The sequence below is a fragment of the Pseudomonas sp. IT-P176 genome (assembly GCF_949767245.1).
Taxonomy (GTDB): Bacteria; Pseudomonadota; Gammaproteobacteria; order Pseudomonadales; family Pseudomonadaceae; genus Aquipseudomonas.
In genome coordinates this window covers 26,578-50,465 of record NZ_CATKPN010000037.1, presented here as the reverse complement: position 1 = coordinate 50,465, position 23,888 = coordinate 26,578, and the positions used below count along the sequence as shown (strand labels likewise).

Here is a 23,888-nt window from a genome sequence, read left to right as displayed (position 1 = left end):
GAGCGAAGACGCAGGTCCGTTGTGACATGAGCTTTCCTTGTCTGAAGTGCCGAGCACCCTATGCAAGGAGTGGGGGAGGGATAAATCAGCTGTTTCGGTGTTGGGTGTAGGACGCTTCGGGTTTTGATTTTGAAGGCAGGCCCTAACCTCAGAACGCCAGGACCAGGATTACGGCATTGCTATACCCATATCCCGCGTCCTGTCATCAGTTGTGCAAAGTTGTAACAGCGCGATCTCCAGCTAACCGCCACCAACAAACAAATCCTTTAAATACAACAAGATATTCACGATCAACCGCTGTTACAGCAGATTTCCCCAACGATTGCCGCCTTGTTGAACACTCGTTTAGTATGGCCTCAAGTCGCAGCACCTCAGGCCAAACACAATAATTCGAGGATTCCCATGACTACTGATTCTGCCGTGCTCAGCCAGGTTGAAGCCGGCGTTGCCTGGATCACCCTCAATCGCACCGCCCAGCGCAACGCGCTCGACATTCCGACCCTGAAATACCTGCACGCTTTGCTCGATGGCTACAACGCCGACCCGCAGGTGCGGGTGGTGGTGGTGACCGGCAGTGGCCGCAGTTTCTGCGCCGGTGCCGACCTTGATGAATGGGCGGCCGCCGAGGCGCGGGGAGCCCTGGAAAGCTACGGCTGGACCGAAACCGCCCATGCCCTGATGAACCGCCTGCACAGCCTGGAAAAACCCACCATTGCCGCCATCAACGGCACCGCCGTGGGCGCCGGGATGGACCTGACCCTGTGCTGCGACCTGCGCATCGCCGGGCAATCGGCGCGCTTCAAGGCCGGCTACACCAGCATGGCTTACTCGCCCGATGCCGGTGCCAGCTGGCACTTGCCACGCCTGATTGGCAGTGAGCAGGCCAAGCGCCTGTTGTTCCTTGACGAGCTGTGGGGCAGCGAACGGGCCCTGGCCACGGGGCTGGTGGGCGAAGTCTGCGCCGACGAGCAACTGCACAGCGTCACCGCGCAACTGGCGACGCGTCTGGCCAATGGACCGACCTTTGCCTTCGCCCAGGCCAAGCAGCTCATGCGTGAAGGCGCTGACCGTTGCCTGGCGCAACAACTCCAGGCCGAACTGGCCGCCGGCCTGCTGTGCGGGCGCAGTGAAGACGCCAGCGAAGCCCTGCGCGCCGTCGCCGAGAAACGCCCGGCGCGGTTTATCGGACGCTAACGCCCCCACCTCATTCAGCACACGAACAACAGGTAGCAGCATGAATTTCCAACTGACCCAAGAACAAGAAATGTTGGTGGACGCCGTACGCAGCTTTGTCACCAAGGAACTGCTGCCCTATGAAGAGGCGGTGGACCGCGCCGACGAAGTATCGCCCGAACTGGCGGCGCAGATTCGCGGCAAGGCGATCGCCGCCGGCTTCTATGCGTTCAACATGCCGGAAGAGGTGGGCGGTGGCGGCCTGGACTACCTGTCCCAGGCGCTGATCGAGCGGGAGCTGTCCAAGGTCTCCTGGGCGCTGCACGTGTTCGTCGCACGTCCCTCGAAGATCCTCATGGCGTGCACCGGCCAGCAGATCAACGACTATCTGTTGCCGTGCATCCAGGGCGAAAAAATCGACTGTTTCGCCCTCACCGAACCGGGTGCCGGCTCCGATGCCAACTCGATCAAGACCCGCGCGGTACGGGACGGCGACGACTTCGTGCTGAACGGCAGCAAGCACTTCATCAGCCACGCCGGGCACGCCGACTTCGCCATCGTGTTTGCCGTGACCGACACCTACGAGCATAACGGCCGTACGCGCAACGCCGTGACCTCGTTCCTGGTCGACCGCAATACCCCGGGCATGACCATCCGCCGCGGCCCGAAATGCGTGAGCAACCGTGGCTACCACACCTACGAGATGTTCTTCGACGACTGCCGCGTGCCAGCCTCCAAGGTGCTGGGTGAAGTCGGCAAGGGCTGGGACGTGGCCAATGCCTGGCTGACCGCCGGGCGGGTGATGGTTGCCGCCAACTGTGTCGGCCAGGCGCAGCGGGCGCTGGACGTCTCGCTGCAATGGGCCGCAGACCGCAAGCAGTTTGGCCAGCCGATCGGCACCTACCAGGGTATCTCGTTCAAGTTGGCGGACATGGCCACGCAGATCCGTGCGGCCGAGTTGTTGACCCTGCACACCGCCTGGAAGATGGACCAGGGCAGCATGACCGATGGCGAAGCCGGCATGGCCAAGCTGTTCGCCAGCGAAACCCTGGGCAAGGTCGCCGACGAGGCGGTGCAGATCTTCGGTGGCATGGGCTTGATGGATGAGTGTGTGGTCGAGCGCATCTGGCGCAACGCACGGATCGAGCGGGTCTGGGAAGGCACCTCGGAAATCCAGCGGCACATCATTTCCCGCGAGCTGCTGCGGCCACTGCTGCGCTGATCGGTCCCGGAGAACCCCCATGCCCCTGACGATTCGAGACAACCTCAAGCGCCTGCTCGCCCCACGCCACGTCGCGTTTGTCGGCGGGCGCAGCATGGCTCGCGCCCTCAAGCGCTGCGCCGAAGGCGGATATGCCGGCCAGATGTGGCTGGTCAACCCGCAACACGACGAACTGGAAGGCGTGCCGTGCGTCCGCCAGATCAGCGATCTGCCCTGTGGGCCGGACGCGGTGTTCATCGCCACCAACCGTGAACTGACCCTGACCTGCGTCCGCGAACTGGCCGCCAAGGGCGCGGGCGGGGCGATCTGCTACGCCTCCGGTTTTGCCGAGACCGGCGCCGAGGGCCAGGCCCTGCAACAGCAACTGCTTGAGGCTGCCGGTGACATGGCCTTGCTCGGCCCCAACTGCTACGGCTTGCTCGACTACCTGCACAGCTGCGCGCTGTGGCCGGTGGCCCATGGCGGCAAGGCGGTGGAGCGGGGCGTGGCCGTGCTGACCCAGAGCGGCAATTTCGCCTACAACCTGTCGATGAGCGACCGCTCGCTGCCGGTGGCCTACATGGCATCGGTGGGCAACCAGGCGCAACTGGGCGTGGCGGAGTTGATGGACGTGTTGCTCGACGAACCGCGAGTCACCGCCATCGGCCTGCACCTGGAAGGTCTGAAGAACGTCCCGGCCTTTGCCCGTGCCGCGCACAAGGCGCTGGAGCAGGGCATCCCGGTGATCGTCCTGAAAACCGGGGTGTCGCAGATCGGCGCCGAATTGGCGCTCAGTCACACCAGCTCGCTGTCCGGTTCCGATGCCCTGTACGACGCGCTGTTTGCGCGCCTGGGGGTGATTCGGGTGAGTGGCCCGGTGAGCTTCGTCGAGACCCTGAAGGCGGCGGCCTGCGGTCGCTTGCCAACGGGCAACAGCCTGATTGCGCTGGCCTGTTCCGGCGGCGATGCCGGGCTGATTGCCGACTACGCCGAACGTAACGACCTGCGCCTGCCCAAACTCGACGCGGGGCAAACCGCCGAGCTGGCGCAGGTCCTGCCCAGCTACGCCAACCTGGTCAATCCTCTGGACTTCACCACTGCCATCTGGGGCGATGGCGAGGCCCTCAACCGGATGCTCGACAGTGCCCTGCGCACTGAAGCCGACGCGGCCATGCTGGTGCTCGATTACCCCGCCCAGTTCACCGGCGAGCGCAAGGAGTGCGACCTGTTGCTGGAGCTGTACTGCCAGGCACTGGTGCGCCACGGCAAGACTGGCTTTGTCACCTCGGCTTTCCCCGAGCTGCTGCCGGCCCATGCACGCGAGCGCTTGCATGCCCAGGGCGTAGCTGCTTTGCAAGGGGTGGAAGACGGCCTGGCCGCCTGGGGCCGGATCGCCGGTTACCAGGCTAACCGCCAGGCGTTGCTGGCCCTGGGTGAATCAGCGTTGCTGCCGCTCTGTCCGCAGCCGCTGGCGGGGACGGGCCGGCTGCTCAATGAATGGGACTCCAAGCAGGCGCTGCGGGCCTTTGGCCTGCCGGTACCGAATGGCGTGCGCAGCACCGTAGCGCAGGCCCTCGAGGATGCCCAACGCCTGGGTTACCCCTTGGTGCTCAAGGCGCTCAGCGCCGAGTTGCCGCACAAGACCGAGGCCGGGGCCGTGGCGCTCAACCTCAAGGACGCCGCCGCCTTGACGGCCGCCCTGAGCAACATGGCGACCAGCATTGGCGCCTACGCCCCTGGCGTGGTCTTCGATCAGGTGCTGCTGGAACCCATGGCCAGCGCGCCGCTGGCGGAGTTGATTGTCGGCATCAAGCGCGAAAACGACTTTTGCCTAGCGCTGGTGATCGGTGCCGGTGGGGTCCTGGTGGAATTGCTCAAGGACAGTCGCAGCCTGCTGCTACCGACCACCGAGGGGGCGATTCGCAATGCCCTGCTGAGTTTGCGCAGTGCAGCCTTGCTCCAGGGCTTTCGTGGCCGTGCGCCGGCGGACCTCGAGGCACTGGTGGCCGCGATCCGCGCGGTGGCCGACTACGCCTGCGAAAACGCCGGGCAGTTGCTGGAACTCGATGTAAACCCATTGTTGGTCGGTGCCCACGGCACGACCGCGGTCGATGCGTTGATTCGCCTCGGCCATGCGTGAGGATAAACACATGCACACCACACCATTGACCGGTGGCCAGGCCCTGGTTCGCCTGCTGGCCAACTACGGGGTCGACACCGTGTTCGGCATTCCCGGGGTACACACCCTGGAGCTCTATCGCGGCTTGCCCGGCAGCGGCATCCGCCACGTCCTGACCCGGCATGAGCAAGGCGCCAGCTTCATGGCCGACGGCTACGCGCGGGTCAGCGGCAAACCGGGAGTCTGCTTCATCATCACCGGCCCCGGGGTAACCAATGCCGCCACCGGTATCGGCCAGGCCTATGCCGACTCGATCCCGATGCTGGTGATCTCCAGCGTCAACCACACCGCCAGCCTCGGCAAGGGCTGGGGCTGCCTGCACGAAACCCAGGATCAGCGCGCCATGACAGCGCCAATTACCGCGTTCTCGGCCGTAGCCTTGAGCACGGACGACCTGCCGCAATTGATTGCCCGCGCCTACGCGGTGTTCGACAGCGAGCGGCCGCGCCCGGTGCACATTTCCGTGCCGCTGGACGTCTTGTCGGCACCGGTGTCCCGCGACTGGAGCCAGGACGTGGTGGTGCGGCCCGGACGTGGCGCCGCGTGCGCCAGCGCCCTGGACCAGGCAGTGAGCAAATTGAACGCTGCCAAACGGCCGATGATCATCGCCGGAGGCGGCGCCCTGGACGCAAGCGCGCAACTGCAGCAACTCAGCACCAGGCTGGCCGCGCCGCTGTTCACCAGTGTCGCCGGCAAGGGTCTGTTGCCGCCGCAGGCAGCACTCAACGCCGGCTCGTCGTTGTGCGTGGAGCCGGGCTGGCAGTTGATCGCCGAGGCGGACGTGGTGCTGGCAGTAGGCACGGAAATGGCCGACACAGACTTCTGGCGCGAGCGCTTGCCGTTGAATGCCGAGCTGCTGCGAGTCGATATCGACCCCCGCAAATTCAACGACTTCTACCCCTGTGCCGTGGCTTTGCACGGCGATGCCCGGCAAACCCTGGACGGCTTGCTCGAACGCCTGCCGTCCGGCCCGCGCGACGCCAGCGCGGCGATTGCCGCCGTCGCCGCCTTGCGCGAAGCGGTGCAGGCCGGTCACGGCCCATTGCAGTCGATCCACCAGGCGATTTTGCAGCGCATTGGCGCCGAACTGCCGGACAACGCCTTTATCAGCACCGACATGACCCAACTGGCCTACACCGGCAACTACGCCTTCGCCAGCCTGGCCCCGCGCAGTTGGTTGCACCCCACAGGCTACGGCACCCTGGGGTATGGCTTGCCCGCCGGGATCGGCGCCAAGTTCGGCGCACCGCAGCGTCCGGGCCTGGTGCTGGTGGGCGACGGTGGATTCCTCTACACCGCCCAGGAACTGGCGACCGCCGTCGAGGAGCTGGACAGCCCGCTGGTGGTGCTGCTGTGGAACAACGACGCCCTGGGCCAGATCCGCGACGACATGCTGAGCCTGGACATCGAGCCGATCGGCGTGCTGCCGCGCAATCCGGACTTTGCCGCCCTCGGCCGAGCATTCGGCTGCACCGTCAGCCAGCCGCAGAGCCTGGCCGAGTTGCAGACCGATTTGCGCCACGGCTTCAAACGCAACGGCGTCACCCTGATCGAGCTCAAGCATGCCTGCGCTCATTGACTTGATGGTTTGTTTGACGGAGGCAGGACCATGCGTTTTTCCGATCTGACCCAACGTATCGCCGGCGACGGCGCCGCCGCCTGGGATATTCACTACCGTGCACTGGCCTTGCGCGAGCAGGGCGCAGACATTCTGCTGCTGTCGGTGGGCGACCCGGATTTCGATACCCCGGCCCCTATCGTCCAGGCCGCCATCGACAGCCTGCTGGCGGGCAACACCCACTACGCCGACGTGCGCGGCAAACGCACTCTGCGTGACGCCATCGCCCGTCGGCACCAGGCGCGCAGTGGCCAGGCAGTCACCACTGAACAGGTGATCGTCCTGGCTGGCGCCCAATGTGCGCTGTTCAGCGTGGCCCAGTGTGTGCTCAACCCGGGCGATGAAGTACTGGTCGCCGAGCCCATGTACGTCACCTACGAAGCCGTATTCGGTGCCTGCGGCGCGGTGGTGATCCCGGTGCCGGTGCGCTCCGAGAACGGCTTTCGGGTGATGCCCGAAGACGTCGCCGCGCGCATCACCCCGCGCACCCGGGCCTTGGCGCTCAACAGCCCGCACAACCCTTCAGGGGCCAGCCTGCCGAGAAGCACCTGGCAAGCCTTGGCCGAACTGTGCATCGGCCATGACCTGTGGCTGATTTCCGACGAGGTCTACAGCGAGCTGCTGTTTGACGGCGAACACGTGAGTCCGGCCAGTCTGCCGGGCATGGCCGAGCGCACGGCGACCCTCAACAGCCTGTCGAAATCCCACGCGATGACCGGCTGGCGGATCGGCTGGGTGGTGGCGCCACCGGCGCTGGCTGCGCACCTGGAAAACCTTGCGCTGTGCATGCTCTATGGCCTGCCGGATTTCGTCCAGGATGCCGCCGTGGTCGCCCTCGACAACCACTTGCCAGAACTGGCGGCGATGCGCGAGGCCTATCGCCAGCGCCGTGATCTGGTCTGCGCAGTGTTGGCCGATTGTCCCGGGGTGCGGGCGTTGAAACCCGATGGCGGGATGTTCGTGATGCTCGATATCCGCGCCACTGGGCTCAGCGCCCAGGCGTTTGCCGACCGCCTGTTGGATCGCCACGGCGTCTCGGTGCTGGCCGGCGAAGCCTTTGGCCCCAGTGCCGCCGGGCATATCCGCCTGGGCCTGGTGGTCGACAGCGAACAACTGCGCGAGGCCTGCCAGCGCATCGCCCGTTGTGCCCATGAATTGATGGAGGCCCAAGCCCATGCTTGAACACTGTTCGCTGTACATCGATGGCCGCTGGCTGACCCCGTCGGGGCAGGGCGTGGCCGAGGTGATCAACCCGGCCACCGAAGAACTCGCCGGCCGCGTGCCGCTGGGCGATGAGCGTGACGTCGAACTGGCCGTGGCTGCGGCGCGGCGGGCGTTTGGTCCCTGGTCACGTACCGCCTCCAGTGTGCGTGCCGGCTACATCCGCGCGCTGGCCGAGCAACTGCGGCTGCGGGCGGACGAGATGGCGGCAGTGATCACCAGCGAACTGGGGATGCCGGTGCAATGGTGCCGCTCGGTACAAGTCGACGGGCCGATCATTGGCCTGGAGCAATACGCGGAGCTGGCGGGCCTGATGGATCAGGTCCGTGAGGTCGGCAACTCCCTGGTGATCCGAGAAGCAGTGGGTGTCTGTGCCTTCATCAATCCGTGGAATTACCCGCTGCATCAACTGCTGGGCAAACTGGCGCCGGCCCTGGCCGCCGGGTGCACGGTGGTGGTCAAGCCGAGCCAGGAAACTCCGCTGCACGCGTTCCTGCTGGCGCAGATGGTCGAGGCCATCGGCCTGCCTGCCGGGGTGTTCAACCTGGTCAGCGGGCCGGGTTCGAAAGTCGGCGAGGCCCTGGCCAAGCACCCGGATGTCGACATGCTGTCGTTCACCGGCTCCACTGGCGCCGGAGTGCGCGTGGCCCAGGCTGCCGCACCGTCGGTCAAGCGGGTGTGCCTGGAGCTGGGCGGCAAGTCGCCGCTGCTGATCGCCGAGGACGCCGACCTGGCCGCTGCCGTGCAGTACGGCGTACAGGACGTGATGATCAACTCCGGCCAAACCTGCACCGCCCTGACGCGCATGCTCTTGCCCGCCCGTCGTTACGCCGAGGCGGTGGAACTGGCACGCGAGCAAACCCTTGGCCTGGCCATGGGTGATCCGCTGGATCCACAGAGCTTTCTCGGACCGATGTGCTCGGCGGCGCAACGGCGCACCGTGCAGGACTACATCCGGCTCGGCCAGCAGGAAGGTGCGCGGCTGGTGTGCGGCGGTGACCACGCGTCGGCGTTCGAGCGGGGCTACTACGTCACGCCGACCCTGTTCGCCGATGTCGACAACCGCATGCGCATCGCCCAGGAAGAGATCTTCGGCCCGGTGCTGTGCCTGATCCCTTACACCGATGAAGCGCACGCGTTGCAGATCGCCAATGACTCGCCGTTCGGCCTGTCCAGCGCGGTCTGGGCCGGCAGTGCTGAGCGCGCGTTGCACCTGGGCCGGCAACTGCGCGCGGGCCAGTGCTTTATCAATGGCGCGGCGTTCAATTACCAGGCGCCGTTCGGTGGCTATAAACAATCCGGTAATGGCCGGGAATGGGGGGAAGAGGGGCTCAATGAATTCGTCGAAGTGAAGGCGATCCAGGTGTGACGGTTGACGCCCCACAGGGTGTTTGCACCGGGCCATGGCCCGGTGCCTTGCGTGGAGTTGGACCGGTAATCGATTAACAACGCAGCTTTTGATCAGAGGCCATGCAATGAGCGATAACAACAACAAAATTACTCAAGCGATCCATGCACATAGCTTCCCGCGCCGGGACTTCCTCAAGTACAGCGCGGCTGCGGCCGCCATGGCCGGTGCCTGCTCCATGGGTTTGCCGTTTGGCGCATTTGCCGAGGAGGCGACCCCCAAGCCCGGTGGCGTGCTGCGCCTGGGCCTGGCCGGTGGCAGCACCACCGACTCGCGCGATCCCGGCTCCTGGAGCGACACCTTCACCTTTGTCGGGTTCTCGGCGGTGTACAACACCTTGAGTGAAATCGCCGTCGACGGCAGCGCCATTCCGGAACTGGCGCTGAGCTGGGAGTCGAGCCCGGACGCACGGGTCTGGACCTTCAAGTTGCGCCCGGGCGTGACCTTCCATAATGGCAAGAGCCTGAACAGCGACGATGTGGTGGCCTCGATCCAGCACCACCTGGGCGAGAAGTCGACATCGGCGGCCAAGACCGTGCTCGGCGATGTCGCCAAGGTCAGCGCCCAGGGCCCGGACAGCGTGGTGTTTGAACTGCACTCGGGCAACGCCGATTTCGCCTATGTGGTTGCCGATTACCACCTGGTGATCATGCCCAGCAAGGACGGTCTGCCGGACTGGCAGTCTGCGGTCGGTACTGGCGGCTATCGACTCAAGGACTTCGAACCGGGCGTGCGCATGACCCTGGAGCGCAGCCCCGACTACTGGAAACCCGGCCGGGCGCACTTCGCCAGCGCCGAACTGATCGCCATTGCCGATGGCGCCGCGCGGGTCAACGCCCTGGTGACCGGCCAGGTGGACGTGATCAACAAAGTCGACCTCAAGACTGTGGCGCTGCTCAAGCGCAACCCCAACCTGGTGATCGAGGAAACCAAGGGCGCCCAGCACTACACCTTTCCCATGTTGACCGACAGCCCGGTGTTCCAGAACAACGACGTGCGCCTGGCGATGAAGCACGCGATCAACCGCGAAACCCTGCTGGCCTCGGTGCTCTACGGCTATGGCCTGGTGGGCAACGACCACCCGATCCAGCCCGGCAGCCGGTTCATCAACAGCGCGCTGGAGCAACGCACCTACGACCCGGACAAGGCGCGTTTCCACCTGAAGAAGGCCGGTATGGATTCGCTCAAGGTACGCCTGCAAGCGTCCGATGCAGCCTACACCGGGGCCGTGGACGCGTCGGTGCTGTTCAAGGAGCAGGCCCGAGCCGCCGGGATCGACATCGACGTGGTGCGCGAGCCAGCCGACGGTTTTTTCTCCAACGTGTGGATGAAGCAACCCTTCACCACCTCGTTCTGGTACAGCAGCCTGACCGCCGACCGGATGTTCAGCATCGGGTACGCCAAGGGTGCGGCCTGGAACGAAACCCACTGGGATAACCCGCGCTTCAACCAGTTGCTCAATGCCGCCCGGGGCGAGATGAACGAGCCGCTGCGCCGCGAGATGTACAACGAAATGCAGGCGCTGTGCCGCGACGACGGCGGGGCGATCGTGCCGTTGTTCGCCAGCTCCGTGGCGGCCCGTTCCAAGCGAGTCAGCCACGGCGGCCAGACCGCGCCGTATGGCGAGTTGGACGGGCTGCGGGTGATCGAGCGCTGGTGGCAGGCGTAAGAAATTCTCGAAGCGATGAAAATCCCTGTGGGAGCGAGCGCCCGCTTGCGGCTTGCTCGCGATAGCAATTGGTCAGGCAACATTGATGTTGAATGGACCGCCGCCATCGCGAGCAAGCCGCAAGCGGGCGCTCGCTCCCACAGTAGAAGAATAAGGAACCGCACGATGAGAAGTATTTTCAAGCTGTTGGGTCAGCGCCTGGCTCTGGGCCTGCTGTCGCTGTTCGCCGTATCGGTGATCATCTTCCTCGCCGTCGGCATGCTCCCCGGTGACATCGCCGAGGCCATGCTCGGCCAGTCAGCGACCCCGGAAACCGTGGCGGCCTACCGCGCGCAATTGGGCCTGGACCTGCCGCCATTGACCCGCTTCGGCCACTGGATCTGGCAGTTGCTGCAGGGCAACCTGGGGGTTTCGCTGGCCAACCAGCGGCCGATCGCCGAGCTGGTCGGCAGCCGCCTGGGCAACACCTTCAGCCTGGCGCTGCTGGCGGCGCTGGTCTCGGTGCCGCTGGCCTTGTTGCTGGGCATGCTCGCGGCGTTGTATCGCAACAGTTGGTTCGACCGTTTGCTCAACACCTCGGCCTTGAGTGCGGTGTCGTTTCCCGAGTTCTTCGTGGCCTACCTGCTGATCCTGGTGTTCGCGGTCAAACTGAACTGGTTCCCGAGTATTTCCAACCTGGCTCCAGACGCCTCGCTGGGCACCATCCTCGAGCGCTCGGTGCTGCCGGTGGCGACCCTGAGCCTGGTGGTGATCGCGCAGATGATGCGCATGACCCGCGCCTCGCTGATCAACCTGCTGGCCAGCCCCTACATCGAAATGGCCCGGCTCAAGGGCATCAGCCCGTCGCGGATCATCTTTCGCCACGCCTTGCCCAACGCGCTGGCGCCGATCGTCAACGTGGTGGCGCTGAACCTGGCCTACTTGGTGGTGGGGGTAGTCGTGGTCGAGGTGGTGTTTGTCTATCCCGGTCTTGGACAGTTGCTGGTGGACTCGGTGGCCAAACGCGACATTCCGGTGGTGCAGGCCTGCAGCCTGATCTTCGCGGCCACCTACATCCTGCTCAATACCAGCGCCGACGTGCTGTCGATTGCCAGTAACCCACGCCTGATGCATCCGAAGGGGTAGACCATGAGCCTGCTTAAACAATTGCTCCGGGCACCGCTCCGGGCGCCGCTTAGCGCCCAGTTCGGCCTGCTGGTGATCGTGCTGTATGTCCTGGTGGCGCTGTTCGCCCCGCTGTTGGCGCCGTTCGGTGAAACCCAGGTGGTGGGCGAGGGCTTCGCGCCCTGGGGCGGCGAGTTCCTGCTGGGCACCGATAACCTGGGCCGCGACATGTTCAGCCGCCTGGTCTACGGTGCCCGCAATACCCTGGGGATTGCCTTCCTGACTACGCTGCTGGCGTTCCTGCTCGGCGGCTTGAGCGGGCTGGTGGCGGCGATCAAGGGCGGCTGGGTTGACCAGGGCCTGTCGCGGGTGGTGGACATTCTGATGGCCATCCCGCAACTGATCTTTGCCTTGCTGATCCTCAGCGTGGTGGGCACCACGGCCACCTCGCTGGTGCTGGTGATCGCGCTGCTGGATGCAACCCGGGTTTTTCGCTTGTCCCGCGCGGTGGCGATGAACGTGGTGGTCCAGGACTTCGTCGAGGCCGCGCGGCTGCGGGGTGAAGGCCTGTGGTGGCTGGTGACCCGCGAGGTGCTGCCCAATGCCGCGGCGCCGCTGATTGCCGAGTTCGGCCTGAGGTTCTGCTTTGTGTTCCTGTTCATCAGCGCGCTGTCGTTCCTCGGCCTGGGGATTCAACCGCCCACGGCCGACTGGGGCAGCATGGTGCGCGACAACGCGGTGCTGATCACCTTCGGTGACATCAGTCCCTTGCTGCCGGCCCTGGCCGTGGCGTTGATCACGGTGAGCGTCAACTTCGTCGTCGACTGGATGCTGCACAAATCCAGCGGTCTCAAGGAATGCTGAAGATGAATACTGCCAAAGCGCTGCTGGAAATTCGCAACCTGCACATCGAAGGTCACTACGAGGACGCCTGGCACCCGTTGATCAAGGGCATCGACCTGACCCTGCAACGGGGCGAGGTGCTGGGCCTGATCGGCGAGTCGGGGGCCGGCAAGTCGACGCTCGGCCTGGCCGCCATGGGCTACACCCGCGATGGCTGCCGGATTACCGGCGGATCGCTGCAGTTCGATGGCATCGACCTGTTGGCCGCCAAGCCCGAGACCCTGCGCAAACTGCGGGGGCTGCGCATCGCCTATGTCGCGCAGAGTGCCGCGGCGTCGTTCAACCCGGCCCATCGCTTGATTGACCAGCACGTCGAAACCGCCGTGCAGAACGCCGGCATCAGCCGCGCGCAAGCCATGGCCGAAGCCGTCGAACTGTATCGGGTGCTGCGCCTGCCCAACCCCGAGCAGATCGGCCAGCGGTATCCGCACCAGGTCTCCGGTGGCCAGTTGCAGCGGGTCATGACCGCGATGGCGATGGCTTGCCATCCGGACCTGATCATCTTCGACGAGCCGACCACGGCCCTGGACGTCACCACCCAGATCGAGGTGCTGGCGGCGATCCGCGACGCCGTCGCAACGTATGGCAGCGCTGCGATCTACATCAGCCACGACCTGGCGGTGGTGGCGCAGATGGCCGACCGGATCATGGTGCTGCGCCACGGCAAGCTGGTGGAAGAGGCCCAGACCCGGCAAATGCTCGACGCCCCGCAGCAGGACTACACCAAGTCGCTGTGGGCGGTGCGCAGTTTTCGCACCGAACCCAAGCCCTTGCCGCAGCAGGAACAGCCGTTGCTGGAATTGCGCAACAGCTGCGCCAGCTATGGTCAGCACCCGGTACTGCACGACGTATCCCTGAGCCTGTACCGTGGCCAGACGCTGGCGGTGATCGGTGAATCCGGCAGCGGCAAAAGCTCCACTGCGCGCTTGATCACCGGCCTGCTGCCACCGACGGCCGGGCAGGTGCTGTACGACGGCCAGCCGCTGCCGGCGGATTTTCGCCAGCGCAGCAAGGAGCAACTGCGCAAGATCCAGATGATCTACCAGATCCCCGACACGGCGCTCAACCCGCGCCAGCGCATCGTCGACATCATCGGCCGGCCGCTGACGTTTTACCTCGGGCTCAAGGGCAAGGCCATGCGCGCCCGCGTGGCCGAGTTGCTGGAGATGATCGAACTCGATCCGGCGACGTTCATGGAGCGCCAGCCCCGGGAACTGTCCGGTGGGCAGAAACAACGGATCTGCATCGCCCGGGCGCTGGCGGCCGATCCGCAACTGATCATTTGCGACGAAGTGACCTCGGCCCTCGACCAACTGGTGGCCGAGGGTGTACTGAAACTGCTCAACCGTATTCAACAACAGCTCGGCGTCGCCTACCTGTTCATCACCCACGACGTGGCCACGGTGCGGGCGATTGCCGACGAGGTGCTGGTGATGCAAAGGGGCAGGGTGGTCGACCACGGCTCACGTGATGCCATCTTTACCCCGCCGCACCAGGACTACACCGGGCTGCTGTTTTCATCCGAACCGCAAATGGACCCCGACTGGCTCGACCGGTTGCTGGCCACGCGCGCTGCACACCCTTCAACGCCGACGCTTGCAGACGTCTAAGGAATCATCATGAAAGTATTGATCGTCCACGCTCACCCCGAACCGAACTCCTTCACCGCGGCCCTGCGTGACCAGGCCGTGACCACCCTCAAGGCCCAGGGCCACGAGGTGCAGGTCAGCGACCTGTACGCGATGAACTGGAACCCGGTCGCCAGCAGCCAGGACTTTTCCTCGCGGGAAAACCCCGATTACCTGGTCTACGCCCTGGAACAACGCCTGGGGGTCAAGAGCCAATCCCTGGCCGCGGACATCCAGGGCGAGCTGGACAAGCTGTTGTGGGCCGACTTGCTGATCCTCAACTTCCCGATCTTCTGGTTCTCCGCCCCGGCCATGCTCAAGGGCTGGATCGATCGGGTGCTGGTGTCGGGCATTTGCTATGGCGGCAAGCGTTTTTACGATCAGGGTGGGTTGGCCGGGAAGAAGGCGCTGGTGACGGTGACCTTGGGGGGGCGTGAGCACATGTTCGGCGACGGTGCGATTCACGGCCCGCTGGAAGACATGCTGCGGCCGATCCTGCGCGGGACCTTGGCCTACGTTGGGTTTGATGTGCTGGAGCCGTTTGTCGCCTGGCACGTGCCTTATATCAGCGATGAGGCGCGCCAGACGTTTCTGGTGGAGTACGACCAGCGCCTGCGGCACCTGGCGGATGAACAGCCCCTGGTGTTCCCGCGACTGGCCCAGTTTGACGAGCAGTTGTATCCGCGGCCCCCAACTATGGCCTGACCAGCCATCGGCCTTGATCGGGATCAATACGCTAAACCCCCACGGGTGCAGTCTTGGGTCAATACTGAACATAACTTCATCCGAGAATCCGACCATGAGCCAGTACCAACGCCTGCTGCTGATCATCAACCCGGCCCTGCGCCAGTCGCCGGCCATCCAGCAGGCGGGTGCGCTGGCCGGGGCCAGCGGTGCGAGCCTGCACATCGTCGGGCTGATCAAGTCCCTGGGCATCCTTTCCCTGCTGGAGGGCGATGACTGGGCCAGCGCACGGGCCAGCTATCTGCAGGAACAGGACCTCTGGCTCCAGGCGCAAGCCCATCAACTGCGAGTCAGCGGGGTTGAGGTCACGGCCTACACCACGTGGTCCGAAGACGTCAGGAGCGACATCCTGCAGCACGTCAGCGAACTGCAACCGGACCTGCTGATCAAGCAAGTGCAGCAGGAACCGCTGCTCAAGCGCACCTTCTTCACCCCGATGGACTGGTACCTGCTGCGCTATTGCCCGGTGCCGACCTACCTGGTGGGCGACCAGGCCCAGGCCTTGCCGCGCAAGATCGTTGCGGCCATCGACAGCGCCAATGACCAGCCACAGAATCAAAAGCTCAACGAGCGGATCCTCAAGCAGGCCGAACGCCTGGCGTTGCAATGCGATGCCGAACTGCACCTGGTCACAGCCTGTGACATAACCGCCGATTTTCTGGGTGACCTGGGCGCCGCCGGGTTGGCGTTGAGCGACTTGACCCGGCAATTGCGCCAGGACCTGGAAAACGCCTTCCTCAATACCGCCGAGCATTTTGGCGTAGCGCCGGAGCACCGGCACTTCATCAAGGGTGATCCAGTCCAGGTGCTGGCCGAATTCGCCCATCAGAACCAGGTCGATGTACTGGTGCTGGGGCGCAATCAGTCGCGAGGCCTGGAAAAACTCATCGGCAGCACCACCGAGCATCTGCTGTACCAGGCGTCCTGCAGCGTGCTGGCAGTCTGACGGATATCCCTGTAGCCGCTGCCGAAGGCTGCGTTGGGTTGCGCAGCGACCCCCGGCGGATGTATTGCCGAGTTGAATGAACGTCGTGCGGCCGTTGACGCAGCCTCGCGGGCTCGACAGCTGCTACGGTTCTGCGTTTGGGGGGCGGTCGTCCACCCCCATTCGGGGTATGGTGCCGTTGCGTCAATCCGCCAATAGTAAGCACGTCCGCTCATCCAGAGCCGAGTCTGCTTATAAGGTGGAATGTGCAATGCGCAAGGCACTACACGTGTTTTCCAGTCTGTTGCTAGCTCCCTTGTCCTGGGCGGTGCATGCCGCCGAGGTGAACGATGCCCACACGCTGCGGCTGTACAACTGGGCGGACTACATCGGTGAAAGGACCCTGGCCGACTTTGAACAGGCCACGGGGATCAAGGTCATCTACGACACCTTCGATGCCTACGAGACGGTGCAGGCCAAGCTGCTCACCGGCCACTCCGGTTACGACCTGGTGGTGCTCAATGCCTCTCTGGTGCCGCCGCTGATCAAGGCCAAGGTGTTCCAACCCCTGGACAAGCAGCAACTGCCGGGCTGGAGCAACCTGGACCCCAAGGTGCTGCAGGACCTGCAGGGCTACGATCCCGGTGTGGCCTATTCGGCGCCCTACACCTGGGGCAGCAATGGCGTGACCTACAACGTCGACATGATCAAGGCCCGCATGCCCGATGCCCCTATCGGTTCGCTGGCGATGATCTTCGATCCCAAGATTGTCTCGCGCTTCGCCGACTGCGGCGTGACCCTGATCGATGCGCCCACCGAAGTCATCCCCCTGGCATTGACCTACCTGGGCCGTGACCCCCGCAGCGCCGCGCCGGCCGACCTCAAGGCCGCCCAGGAGCTGTTGCTGTCGGTGCGACCCTACATCAAGAAATTCGACTCGGTGAACTACCTCACCAGCCTGCCCAATGGCGATGTCTGCATGGCGATGACCTGGTCCGGCGATTACGCCACCGCCCAGGCCCGGGCGGAGGAGGCCAAGCTGAAGATCAACCTGGCGTACTTCGTGCCCAAGGAAGGCTCGCTGATCTGGTTCGACAATATGTACATCCCCAGTGACGCGCCCCACGTGGCCAACGCCCACAAGTTCCTCCAGTACCTGTTGCAACCCCAGGTAATGGCCGACGTCAGCAACTACATCCACTACGCCAACAGCAACCAGGCCGCCACCGCGTTGCTGCAGCCCGAGGTGCGTGACAACCAGGCGATCTACCCCGACGCGGCCACGCGTGCGCGGCTGTTTGCGCAGAAGACCCAGGACGCCAAGGACATGCGCGCCATCACCCGGGTCTGGAGCACGGTAAAGACCGGGCTCTGAGTCAGTGTCGGCTCGTCCCACCTTGATTATCCCAGCTGATTGATCATCACCTTCGAGACCTTTGCCATGACCACACCCAACGCCGAGTTCTTCAACAAGTTCGATAACGCCCAACTGGTCAAGGCCGACAAGGCCCACCACATGCACGGCTACCACGTGTTCGATGAGCACCGGCAAAACGGCGCGCTGAACATCGTCGCCGGCGACGGCGCGTATATCTACGACAGTGAAGGCCAGCGCTTTCTCGATGCGGTGGGCGGCATGTGGTGCACCAACATCGGCCTGGGCCGCGAGGAAATGGCCCTGGCGATTGCCGATCAGGTCCGGCAACTGGCGTACGCCAATCCGTTCTCCGACATGGCCAATGCGGTGGCAATCGAGCTTTGCGAAAAACTTGCCAGCCTGGCTCCCGGCGATCTCGACCACGTGTTCCTCACCACCGGTGGTTCGACTGCGGTCGACACCGCCTATCGACTGATCCAGTACTACCAGAACTGCCGTGGCAAACCGCAGAAGAAACACATCATTGCCCGCTACAACGCCTATCACGGCTCGACCTGCCTGACGATGTCGATCGGCAACAAGGCTGCTGACCGGGTGCCGGAATTCGATTACGCCCATGAGCTGATCCACCACGTCTCCAACCCCAACCCGTACCGCGCCCCGGATGGCATGGACGAGGCGCAGTTCCTCGAGTTCCTGGTCCAGGAGTTCGAAGACAAGATCCACAGCATCGGTGCCGACCGGGTCGCGGCGTTTTTTGCCGAGCCGATCATGGGCTCCGGCGGGGTGATCATTCCCCCTGAAGGTTATCTGCAGCGCATGTGGCAGGTGTGCCAGGCCCACGACATCCTGTTTGTCGCCGATGAAGTGGTGACCTCGTTCGGCCGCCTGGGCAAGTGGTTCGCCTCCAGCGAGCTGTTCGGCGTGCAGCCGGACATCATCACCACCGCCAAAGGCCTGACCTCGGCCTACCTGCCGCTGGGGGCGTGCATTTTCTCGACGCGGATCTGGGACGTGATCGCCGAGCCCGGCCAAGGGCGCTGCTTCACCCACGGTTTCACCTACAGTGGCCATCCGGTGTGCTGCACCGCGGCGCTGAAGAACATCGAGATCATCGAGCGCGAGAACCTGCTGGCCCACGTGCAGGATGTGGGCAGCTATCTGGAACAACGCCTGGCAACCCTGCGTGGCTTGCCGCTGGTGGGCGATGTGCGCTGCGAGAAACTCATGGCCTGCGTCGAGTTCGTGGCCGACAAGGCCAGCAAGGCGCTGTTTGCCGACGAGGTCAACATCGGCGAGCGGATTCATCTGCGGGCCCAGGCCAAGGGGTTGCTGGTGCGGCCGATCATGCACCTGAACGTAATGTCGCCGCCGCTGATCATCACCCATGCCCAGGTCGACGAAATCGTCGAGACCCTGCGCGCGTGCATCCTCGAGGTCGCCGCCGAACTCCAGGCCCTGGACCTGTACGCCGGGCGATGAGCAGCCGCGGCCTGCCTATGCGCGGTCCTGGCTCACCGGCTAGACTGCACGGCATGAGCAAAGCCCAGGACCACACACTGATCGCCATGCCCTGGCGTGCCCTGCATCAATGGCACGCCGGGCTGGCGCACGCCTTTACCCGGATCGATACGGCGGATGCGTTGCGCTGCCTGGCGCAGGCCTTGGGACACCTGGTGTCGGTGGAATCGGTGATGATCAGCCTGGAGCGCAAGGACCAGCCACCCCAATCCTTGTACCTGCAAGGCATTCCCGAGCAGTACCGGGAGTCGGTGATCGAACGCTATTTCTCCGGCGGTTACCTGCTCGACCCGTTCTGCCTGGCGGTGGAGCAGGGCCTGGCGGAAGGCTTCTATCACCTGGAAGAAATCGCCCCGGACGACTTTTTCGACAGCGACTACTACAAGGCCTACTACCTCAAGGGCGGTTGTTCGGAAGACAGTTATTTCATTGTCGATGTCGGCAATCAGAGCAAGGTGTCCCTGAGCCTGTTCCAGGGCTTTGGCGGCCAGGCCTTGAGCACCGGGCAACTGGACCTGCTGCGCGCAGTCGAGCCTATGGTCCGCCAGTTCATCCGCCAGTTTGCCCAGTGCAACCGGCTGATCACCCAACAGGAGGCGGTAGCTGCACCTGCGACGGTCGATCTCAAACCGAGTATCCAGCACGCCTTCGAGCATTTCGGTTGTGAGGTGCTGACCGAGCGTGAGCGTGAAGTGGCGCACATGGTGCTGCGCGGTCACTCGGTCAAGTCGACGGCCAACGAACTGCGGATCGCCGCAGAAACCGTGCGCATGCACCGCAAGAACCTGTACCTGAAGTTGGCGATCAACTCCCAGTCCGAGTTGTTTGCGCTGTTCATCGAGTGGCTGCGCCAGGACCGCATCTGATCAGGTGGTTTAACTTTTAATCAGTACTCTGACTTCACCGTGCTTATCCACGACGCCGGTTATTTTTTTGGTTAGCGTGTAGCTACCACCATCGTCATTGCTGTTTTTATCATCGAGCTCAACGGTGATCTGTTCTCCCGGCGCGTACCCGGTGGTTCTTATAAGAAGCCCCGAAACATCGCCACTGGACAGGCTGTGGATTTCGGCAGAAAAATCACGCTTCATCCACTGCGCCGAGATGATTTTTTTACCATCCGATTCAGGTGCTGTTTTCAGTACGGCTGCTGCGGCCGGGAGCGGGTCAGGATAAATGACATTGCTACAGCCTGCTGTTAGCACGCTGAGCAAGAAGATCATGGTGTGCCAGTTCAATCTGTTCATTTTCTACACTGGCCTCGCAGGGGCATCGGTCATGCGGACCAAGGTATCGATTATCTTGCGCATATTCTCAAACACCTCGTCTTGGGCCTTTGCAGCGGATTTGAATTTCCCTGGTTCGGGAAATTTCCCCCCAAGTGAGTGGGGCGCGGCCCAGCTCTGTATTGCCCGGTACTCGGAACCGATGCTGAAATAGAAATAGAGTTGGTAGAAGAGCCAACCGCGATCGTTGGGGTAACGCTGTGCGAACTTGGCCATTTGTCGTTGCGCCTCGATGTAGGAGGCCAGGGTTTTTTCGTTCAACCCTCGGTCATCGTAAAACCTGGCCATAGTTTCGTGGCTGGCGACCAAGTCCATCTGCCACTGCGCATTGCTCGGCTCCACTTCAATCAGCCGGGCTCGTATTACCAAGGCTTGGGAATAATGATTCAGCACTTCTGCCTCTAGTTTTGCGCCTGGCCCATTGTTGTCGTTTTTAATCGCTGCAAAATCCATGTGCGCCATTGCAAGTTCGCGTTGCCATTGGTTGTTGCCAGGGTCCAAGGCAGCCAAATCCTGGTACAAGCCAAATTGATCGGTCACGGCGTCACGTGCTGCTGCCCATTTCCCGCGCATTACCAGGGCTTCGCCGATCTTGCCGAAGGTCACTGCCAACTCGCGGACGAACAGTGGATTGGTTTCATTGCTCCTGAGCACTTTTATACGTATTGCCAAGGCCTCATGGTATTCAGCGGGCAAGGTGCCGGTCATTGAATTCACCCGGTCCGCAATTTCCTCGTAGGTTGCCGCGAGATCGCGTTGCAACTGCTGGTTACCAGGCGCTGACTTTGCCAGGCGCAGCAGAATATCCAGGGCCGGCTGATAGTAGGCCCTGACTTCTTCGACCCCCACATGGCCCGGGTTGGTTCTTGTGTAGTTCACCGCGAGTGCTTGTTGCCACTTGCTGTTGTTGGGCTGCAAGGCGATCAGTTGTTGGTAAACGATACGGGCCCTGGTGAAATAACGTCGGGCAGCGTCACGGTAGCTCCAGAGTATTTGCTCCTTGTCTGCTGCCGCGCCAGGTTCCAGGCGTTGTACCTTGGGCATGAGCTTACTGGTGTAAGGGTGGGCCTTCAGGTTGTTCCGGGCCAGCTCCAGAGCGGCCCTGTATCCTGCGTTGTACGGAAACAGCTGCTTCGCTCTCAGGGTTTGCAGGTCACCCATCCGATCCAGCGCCACGGCCAGCGCATACTGTGCATCGGTATCACGCGGATGTTGTTCGGCGTAGGTGGACGCCGCAATCACCTGCGTATTAGCGCGCTGCAGTTCGGTGTTTGTTTGAAAAACCTGATGATCTCCAAGATTGCTCGGTTGAGCGCTGGCAAACGCTGCCGTCGTCAACAAGCCAAGTAGCACAGTTGCCATGAAAACACGCTGCGGCCATTTCCCAAAGGCGCAGGAAAATTGGCTAATAGACAGGCGGAATGGGGCTTCTAGTGCGGGCAAAAGATAACGGCAAATCGCTTTTGTCATGAGATTCATCTTGATGCTTCCCTGCAGATAATTCCCACACTAATGACAAAGGCCGACGGACACAAACGCAGGCGGTTTACCAGGGTCAGTAACCTTGAGCGGCAAAGCCCTACCTGCGTGGGTATTACTTCGATTAGGTTGCAATCGCGAGAGTAAGTCTAATTTAACTCTTTTCCTACGCGCATCGGGGAAGAGTCCTATTTACGTTCGATATTCACATCTTCAGGGTACTGCTGGTTAATCAAACCCTCACACTCTTGGCCATCGTTCGATAGGTTTCGCGACATCGCACGCTCTGGAGTGAGGAGAGAGAAACGGCGAAATAAACCCATGGATATGGATCATGAAAATGCATGCAGCCCTGATGTACACCACCGACGTCTCCCCTGAGTTTCTCCGCGCACTGGAGCAACTGCACTTTGCCGAGCAGCAGTTTGCCGGTGTCAGCGCACCAGCCTGGCTACCTCGAGTGAGGGCTGAGTCATGAGTCGAGGCAGTGTCAACGGGATAGGTCAAGGTCTGCATGGTGATCTGACCACCACCGGCGCGGTGTGTCTCAGCAGCCTGCCCAATGCGACACAAGGCGGCCGGGGCGTCCTGCGGCTCGGGGATAAAACCACACCTTGCCCGCAATGCGGAGAAATCGGTGTAATCGTTGATAGCCTGCCCGCCATGAAGTGGATGGGGATTGCAACGGTACTGGACGGCGCAGGCATTCACTGCGGCTGCCCCAAGGGTCGCAACCGCGTGATAGCGCCTCTGCAATCAAGCGTTGCACCACAAACGACAAGAGCAGCCGCTCAGCCAGCTTCTTCAGCAGGCACCAATCCCTCGCAAGCGCCGCGGCAATCCGCCTTCTCGCCATCGAGCCATGCTGCTGCGCCAGTGTTCAAGCGTTTGGAGCCTCAGGAACCAGGCTTCTATGTGGTCCCCAAAAGCATGACCCGTGAAGCACTGGAGGCCACGCTTTTTCCGGTGCGCGATGGGGCGGTGATGAGCAAGTTTCAGGCGCTCAACCCTGATCTGGGTGAGATCAAAGCCGGTTCGATGGTCGTGCTGAGCGATCCGAACAACACTTCCTGTACCTATCAGGAAGCGCAACTGATGCAGGCGGCTCAACAGGTCAAGGCAACCCTTGATCCTCTTACGCCGCAACAGGCCGATTTTCTGCTTCGCCACGGCGCTGAAATCGCCAGCTTTACCGGTCACACCTCAACCTGGCTTGGCGTCAGTGCCCTGGTCATGGAAAACCACGTGAGCAGGCTGCGTGACACGCTCCAGGCCATGGAGCGCTTGCATCAGGAAAGCTATCGCCAACATGGTCATCTCAAATCGCCGCAGTTCTTCGCCGATCGCAGGCACCTGATCAGCCAGTTGGATGTACATTTGCTGAACTCTACTCGGCTGCGCAGCCAGACCACCCTGGGCGATCACCCCAAGTTGAAAACGGCCCTCGGCATTTCCAGTCGAAGCCTGGTCCATCATTGGGACAAGGCTGGGGCGCCGGGACAGATACCGGGTTATGCCACGCATGTCAGCGCTACCAGTCGTGCTGCGCAGTATATGCAGTCCGGTGGTTACATCGGGATTGGTATTGGCGGGGTGTCCTCGTGGTTGGCTATTCAGGAGGTATGTATTGGCGATTCGGGGGCGGCTTGCGAGAAGGTGAGGTTTACGGAGGGAGGGAAGTTTACTGGGTCGACCTTTATTGGTGCTGTTAGCGGAGGGATAGCCAGATCTGCTGGAGGTTCGATTTGCGTGGCACTTGGCGTATCTACAGGTATCGGAGGTGTTGTCTGTGTCGCGGCCATAGTGGGGACGGGGGCATGGGTGGGTACGGAGTACGGTGGTAAGGCTGGCGAATACATGGGGGAGAAAATGTACGAGGTTACACAACCATGACCAGTATCGACACATGGTCTCCCTGGATTGCGATCATTGTTAGCGGAGGCCCAATTCTCCTCGCTGCGGTGGGCCTCGCATTCAGTCTGTACCTTAGCCGTTGTCATCTGGACGCCATTAAAGAGGCTTTGAAGAACAGTCGTTACATCTATATTTGGGGGCCAAGCCTGGGAAAACGGGGTTTGATTTGGTCCTTCTTGGATATATCAAAAATCGCCGGAATGGTGGTGTGGCCATGGGCATCACTTCGCATCGGTGAACTGGATCCTACCGATCTTAAAAATTTTCCTACTCGCTTGAAACGTCTTCTGATTATCGATTTGACGATAATGATCATTTCCTGCACTTGGATGGGAATTGCAGTCGTGCTGATCAAACTCAAGTAGCTTGATGGACGACTAATCCAAGTAAAAAACGGACTTCAATATTTCCAGCCGAAGCCTGTTACATCACTGGGACAAGGTTGGAGCACCGGAACAGATACCGGATTATGCCCAATATATGCAGACCGGTGGCTGCATCGGGATTGGTATTAACGCATAAGGTGACGGGTTTATT

The 23,888-nt window shown here is 62.5% G+C and carries 20 protein-coding genes; 18 read left to right on the top strand and 2 right to left on the bottom strand.

The window, feature by feature from the left end; all coding sequences use genetic code 11:
* The first annotated feature begins 402 nt into the window (after nucleotides 1-402).
* From ACM6IP_RS09910 to ACM6IP_RS09840, 15 genes are all read left to right on the top strand, one after another.
* A complete protein-coding gene (locus tag ACM6IP_RS09910; protein ID WP_414861388.1) occupies nucleotides 403-1,194 on the top strand; it encodes an enoyl-CoA hydratase/isomerase family protein in 792 nt (263 codons plus the stop codon).
* A 40-nt stretch (nucleotides 1,195-1,234) separates the two neighbouring features.
* Entirely contained in the window at nucleotides 1,235-2,395 is a 1,161-nt protein-coding gene (locus ACM6IP_RS09905) for an acyl-CoA dehydrogenase family protein (protein ID WP_095170261.1), read from the top strand.
* A gap of 19 nt (nucleotides 2,396-2,414) precedes the next feature.
* Nucleotides 2,415-4,514 carry an acetate--CoA ligase family protein gene (locus tag ACM6IP_RS09900; RefSeq protein ID WP_414861387.1) on the top strand — a complete coding sequence of 700 codons (2,100 nt, stop codon included), beginning with the start codon at nucleotides 2,415-2,417 and terminating at the stop codon, nucleotides 4,512-4,514.
* A gap of 10 nt (nucleotides 4,515-4,524) precedes the next feature.
* Nucleotides 4,525-6,132, top strand: a complete 1,608-nt coding sequence (locus ACM6IP_RS09895) for a 5-guanidino-2-oxopentanoate decarboxylase (protein WP_095170263.1) — start codon at nucleotides 4,525-4,527, stop codon at nucleotides 6,130-6,132.
* A gap of 30 nt (nucleotides 6,133-6,162) precedes the next feature.
* Nucleotides 6,163-7,353, top strand: a complete 1,191-nt coding sequence (locus ACM6IP_RS09890; RefSeq protein WP_095170264.1) for a pyridoxal phosphate-dependent aminotransferase — start codon at nucleotides 6,163-6,165, stop codon at nucleotides 7,351-7,353.
* On the top strand, nucleotides 7,346-8,761 hold the full coding sequence (locus tag ACM6IP_RS09885; RefSeq protein WP_414861386.1) for an aldehyde dehydrogenase family protein: 1,416 nt from the start codon (nucleotides 7,346-7,348) through the stop codon (nucleotides 8,759-8,761). The genes ACM6IP_RS09890 and ACM6IP_RS09885 overlap by 8 nt, the downstream gene beginning before the upstream one ends.
* 106 nt (nucleotides 8,762-8,867) lie before the next feature.
* Nucleotides 8,868-10,469 (top strand): ABC transporter substrate-binding protein, encoded by a 1,602-nt coding sequence (locus tag ACM6IP_RS09880; RefSeq protein WP_095170266.1) that lies wholly within the window; start codon nucleotides 8,868-8,870, stop codon nucleotides 10,467-10,469.
* Between the two features lie 165 nt (nucleotides 10,470-10,634).
* Nucleotides 10,635-11,594: an ABC transporter permease gene (locus ACM6IP_RS09875; RefSeq protein WP_401129772.1), complete on the top strand. Its 960-nt coding sequence runs from the start codon at nucleotides 10,635-10,637 to the stop codon at nucleotides 11,592-11,594.
* 3 nt (nucleotides 11,595-11,597) lie between these two features.
* Nucleotides 11,598-12,437, top strand: a complete 840-nt coding sequence (locus ACM6IP_RS09870; RefSeq protein WP_095170268.1) for an ABC transporter permease — start codon at nucleotides 11,598-11,600, stop codon at nucleotides 12,435-12,437.
* Between the two features lie 2 nt (nucleotides 12,438-12,439).
* Nucleotides 12,440-14,086: an ABC transporter ATP-binding protein gene (locus ACM6IP_RS09865; protein WP_414861385.1), complete on the top strand. Its 1,647-nt coding sequence runs from the start codon at nucleotides 12,440-12,442 to the stop codon at nucleotides 14,084-14,086.
* 9 nt (nucleotides 14,087-14,095) lie between these two features.
* Nucleotides 14,096-14,809 carry an NAD(P)H-dependent oxidoreductase gene (locus ACM6IP_RS09860; protein WP_320332178.1) on the top strand — a complete coding sequence of 238 codons (714 nt, stop codon included), beginning with the start codon at nucleotides 14,096-14,098 and terminating at the stop codon, nucleotides 14,807-14,809.
* 94 nt (nucleotides 14,810-14,903) lie between these two features.
* Nucleotides 14,904-15,794, top strand: coding sequence for a universal stress protein (locus tag ACM6IP_RS09855; protein ID WP_414861384.1), 891 nt, complete (start codon nucleotides 14,904-14,906; stop codon nucleotides 15,792-15,794).
* Between the two features lie 250 nt (nucleotides 15,795-16,044).
* Nucleotides 16,045-17,148 (top strand): polyamine ABC transporter substrate-binding protein, encoded by a 1,104-nt coding sequence (locus tag ACM6IP_RS09850; RefSeq protein ID WP_414861383.1) that lies wholly within the window; start codon nucleotides 16,045-16,047, stop codon nucleotides 17,146-17,148.
* Between the two features lie 66 nt (nucleotides 17,149-17,214).
* Nucleotides 17,215-18,633 carry an aminotransferase gene (locus ACM6IP_RS09845; RefSeq protein ID WP_414861382.1) on the top strand — a complete coding sequence of 473 codons (1,419 nt, stop codon included), beginning with the start codon at nucleotides 17,215-17,217 and terminating at the stop codon, nucleotides 18,631-18,633.
* A 53-nt stretch (nucleotides 18,634-18,686) separates the two neighbouring features.
* Nucleotides 18,687-19,538: a helix-turn-helix transcriptional regulator gene (locus ACM6IP_RS09840; protein ID WP_159995934.1), complete on the top strand. Its 852-nt coding sequence runs from the start codon at nucleotides 18,687-18,689 to the stop codon at nucleotides 19,536-19,538.
* A 9-nt stretch (nucleotides 19,539-19,547) separates the two neighbouring features.
* Here ACM6IP_RS09840 and ACM6IP_RS09835 read toward each other — a convergent pair whose 3' ends face one another.
* Both ACM6IP_RS09835 and ACM6IP_RS09830 read right to left on the bottom strand, forming a co-directional pair.
* The gene (locus ACM6IP_RS09835) at nucleotides 19,548-19,919 is read right to left on the bottom strand and encodes a hypothetical protein (protein WP_401129781.1); all 372 of its coding nucleotides are present in this window, start codon (nucleotides 19,917-19,919) and stop codon (nucleotides 19,548-19,550) included.
* Between the two features lie 3 nt (nucleotides 19,920-19,922).
* Complete coding sequence (locus ACM6IP_RS09830; RefSeq protein WP_414861381.1) at nucleotides 19,923-21,437, bottom strand: tetratricopeptide repeat protein; 1,515 nt, start codon at nucleotides 21,435-21,437, stop codon at nucleotides 19,923-19,925.
* Nucleotides 21,438-21,771: 334 nt separating this feature from the next.
* Here ACM6IP_RS09830 and ACM6IP_RS09825 point away from each other — a divergent pair, with 334 nt between their 5' ends.
* Genes ACM6IP_RS09825 through ACM6IP_RS09815 form a run of 3 tightly spaced genes read left to right on the top strand, consistent with a single transcriptional unit; the run spans nucleotide 21,772 to nucleotide 23,716 of the window.
* The gene (locus tag ACM6IP_RS09825; RefSeq protein WP_414861380.1) at nucleotides 21,772-21,915 is read left to right on the top strand and encodes a hypothetical protein; all 144 of its coding nucleotides are present in this window, start codon (nucleotides 21,772-21,774) and stop codon (nucleotides 21,913-21,915) included.
* Nucleotides 21,912-23,330 (top strand): PAAR domain-containing protein, encoded by a 1,419-nt coding sequence (locus ACM6IP_RS09820; protein WP_414861379.1) that lies wholly within the window; start codon nucleotides 21,912-21,914, stop codon nucleotides 23,328-23,330. The genes ACM6IP_RS09825 and ACM6IP_RS09820 overlap by 4 nt, the downstream gene beginning before the upstream one ends.
* The gene (locus ACM6IP_RS09815; RefSeq protein WP_414861378.1) at nucleotides 23,327-23,716 is read left to right on the top strand and encodes a hypothetical protein; all 390 of its coding nucleotides are present in this window, start codon (nucleotides 23,327-23,329) and stop codon (nucleotides 23,714-23,716) included. Before ACM6IP_RS09820 ends, ACM6IP_RS09815 begins: the two co-directional genes overlap by 4 nt.
* Nucleotides 23,717-23,888 lie beyond the last annotated feature (172 nt).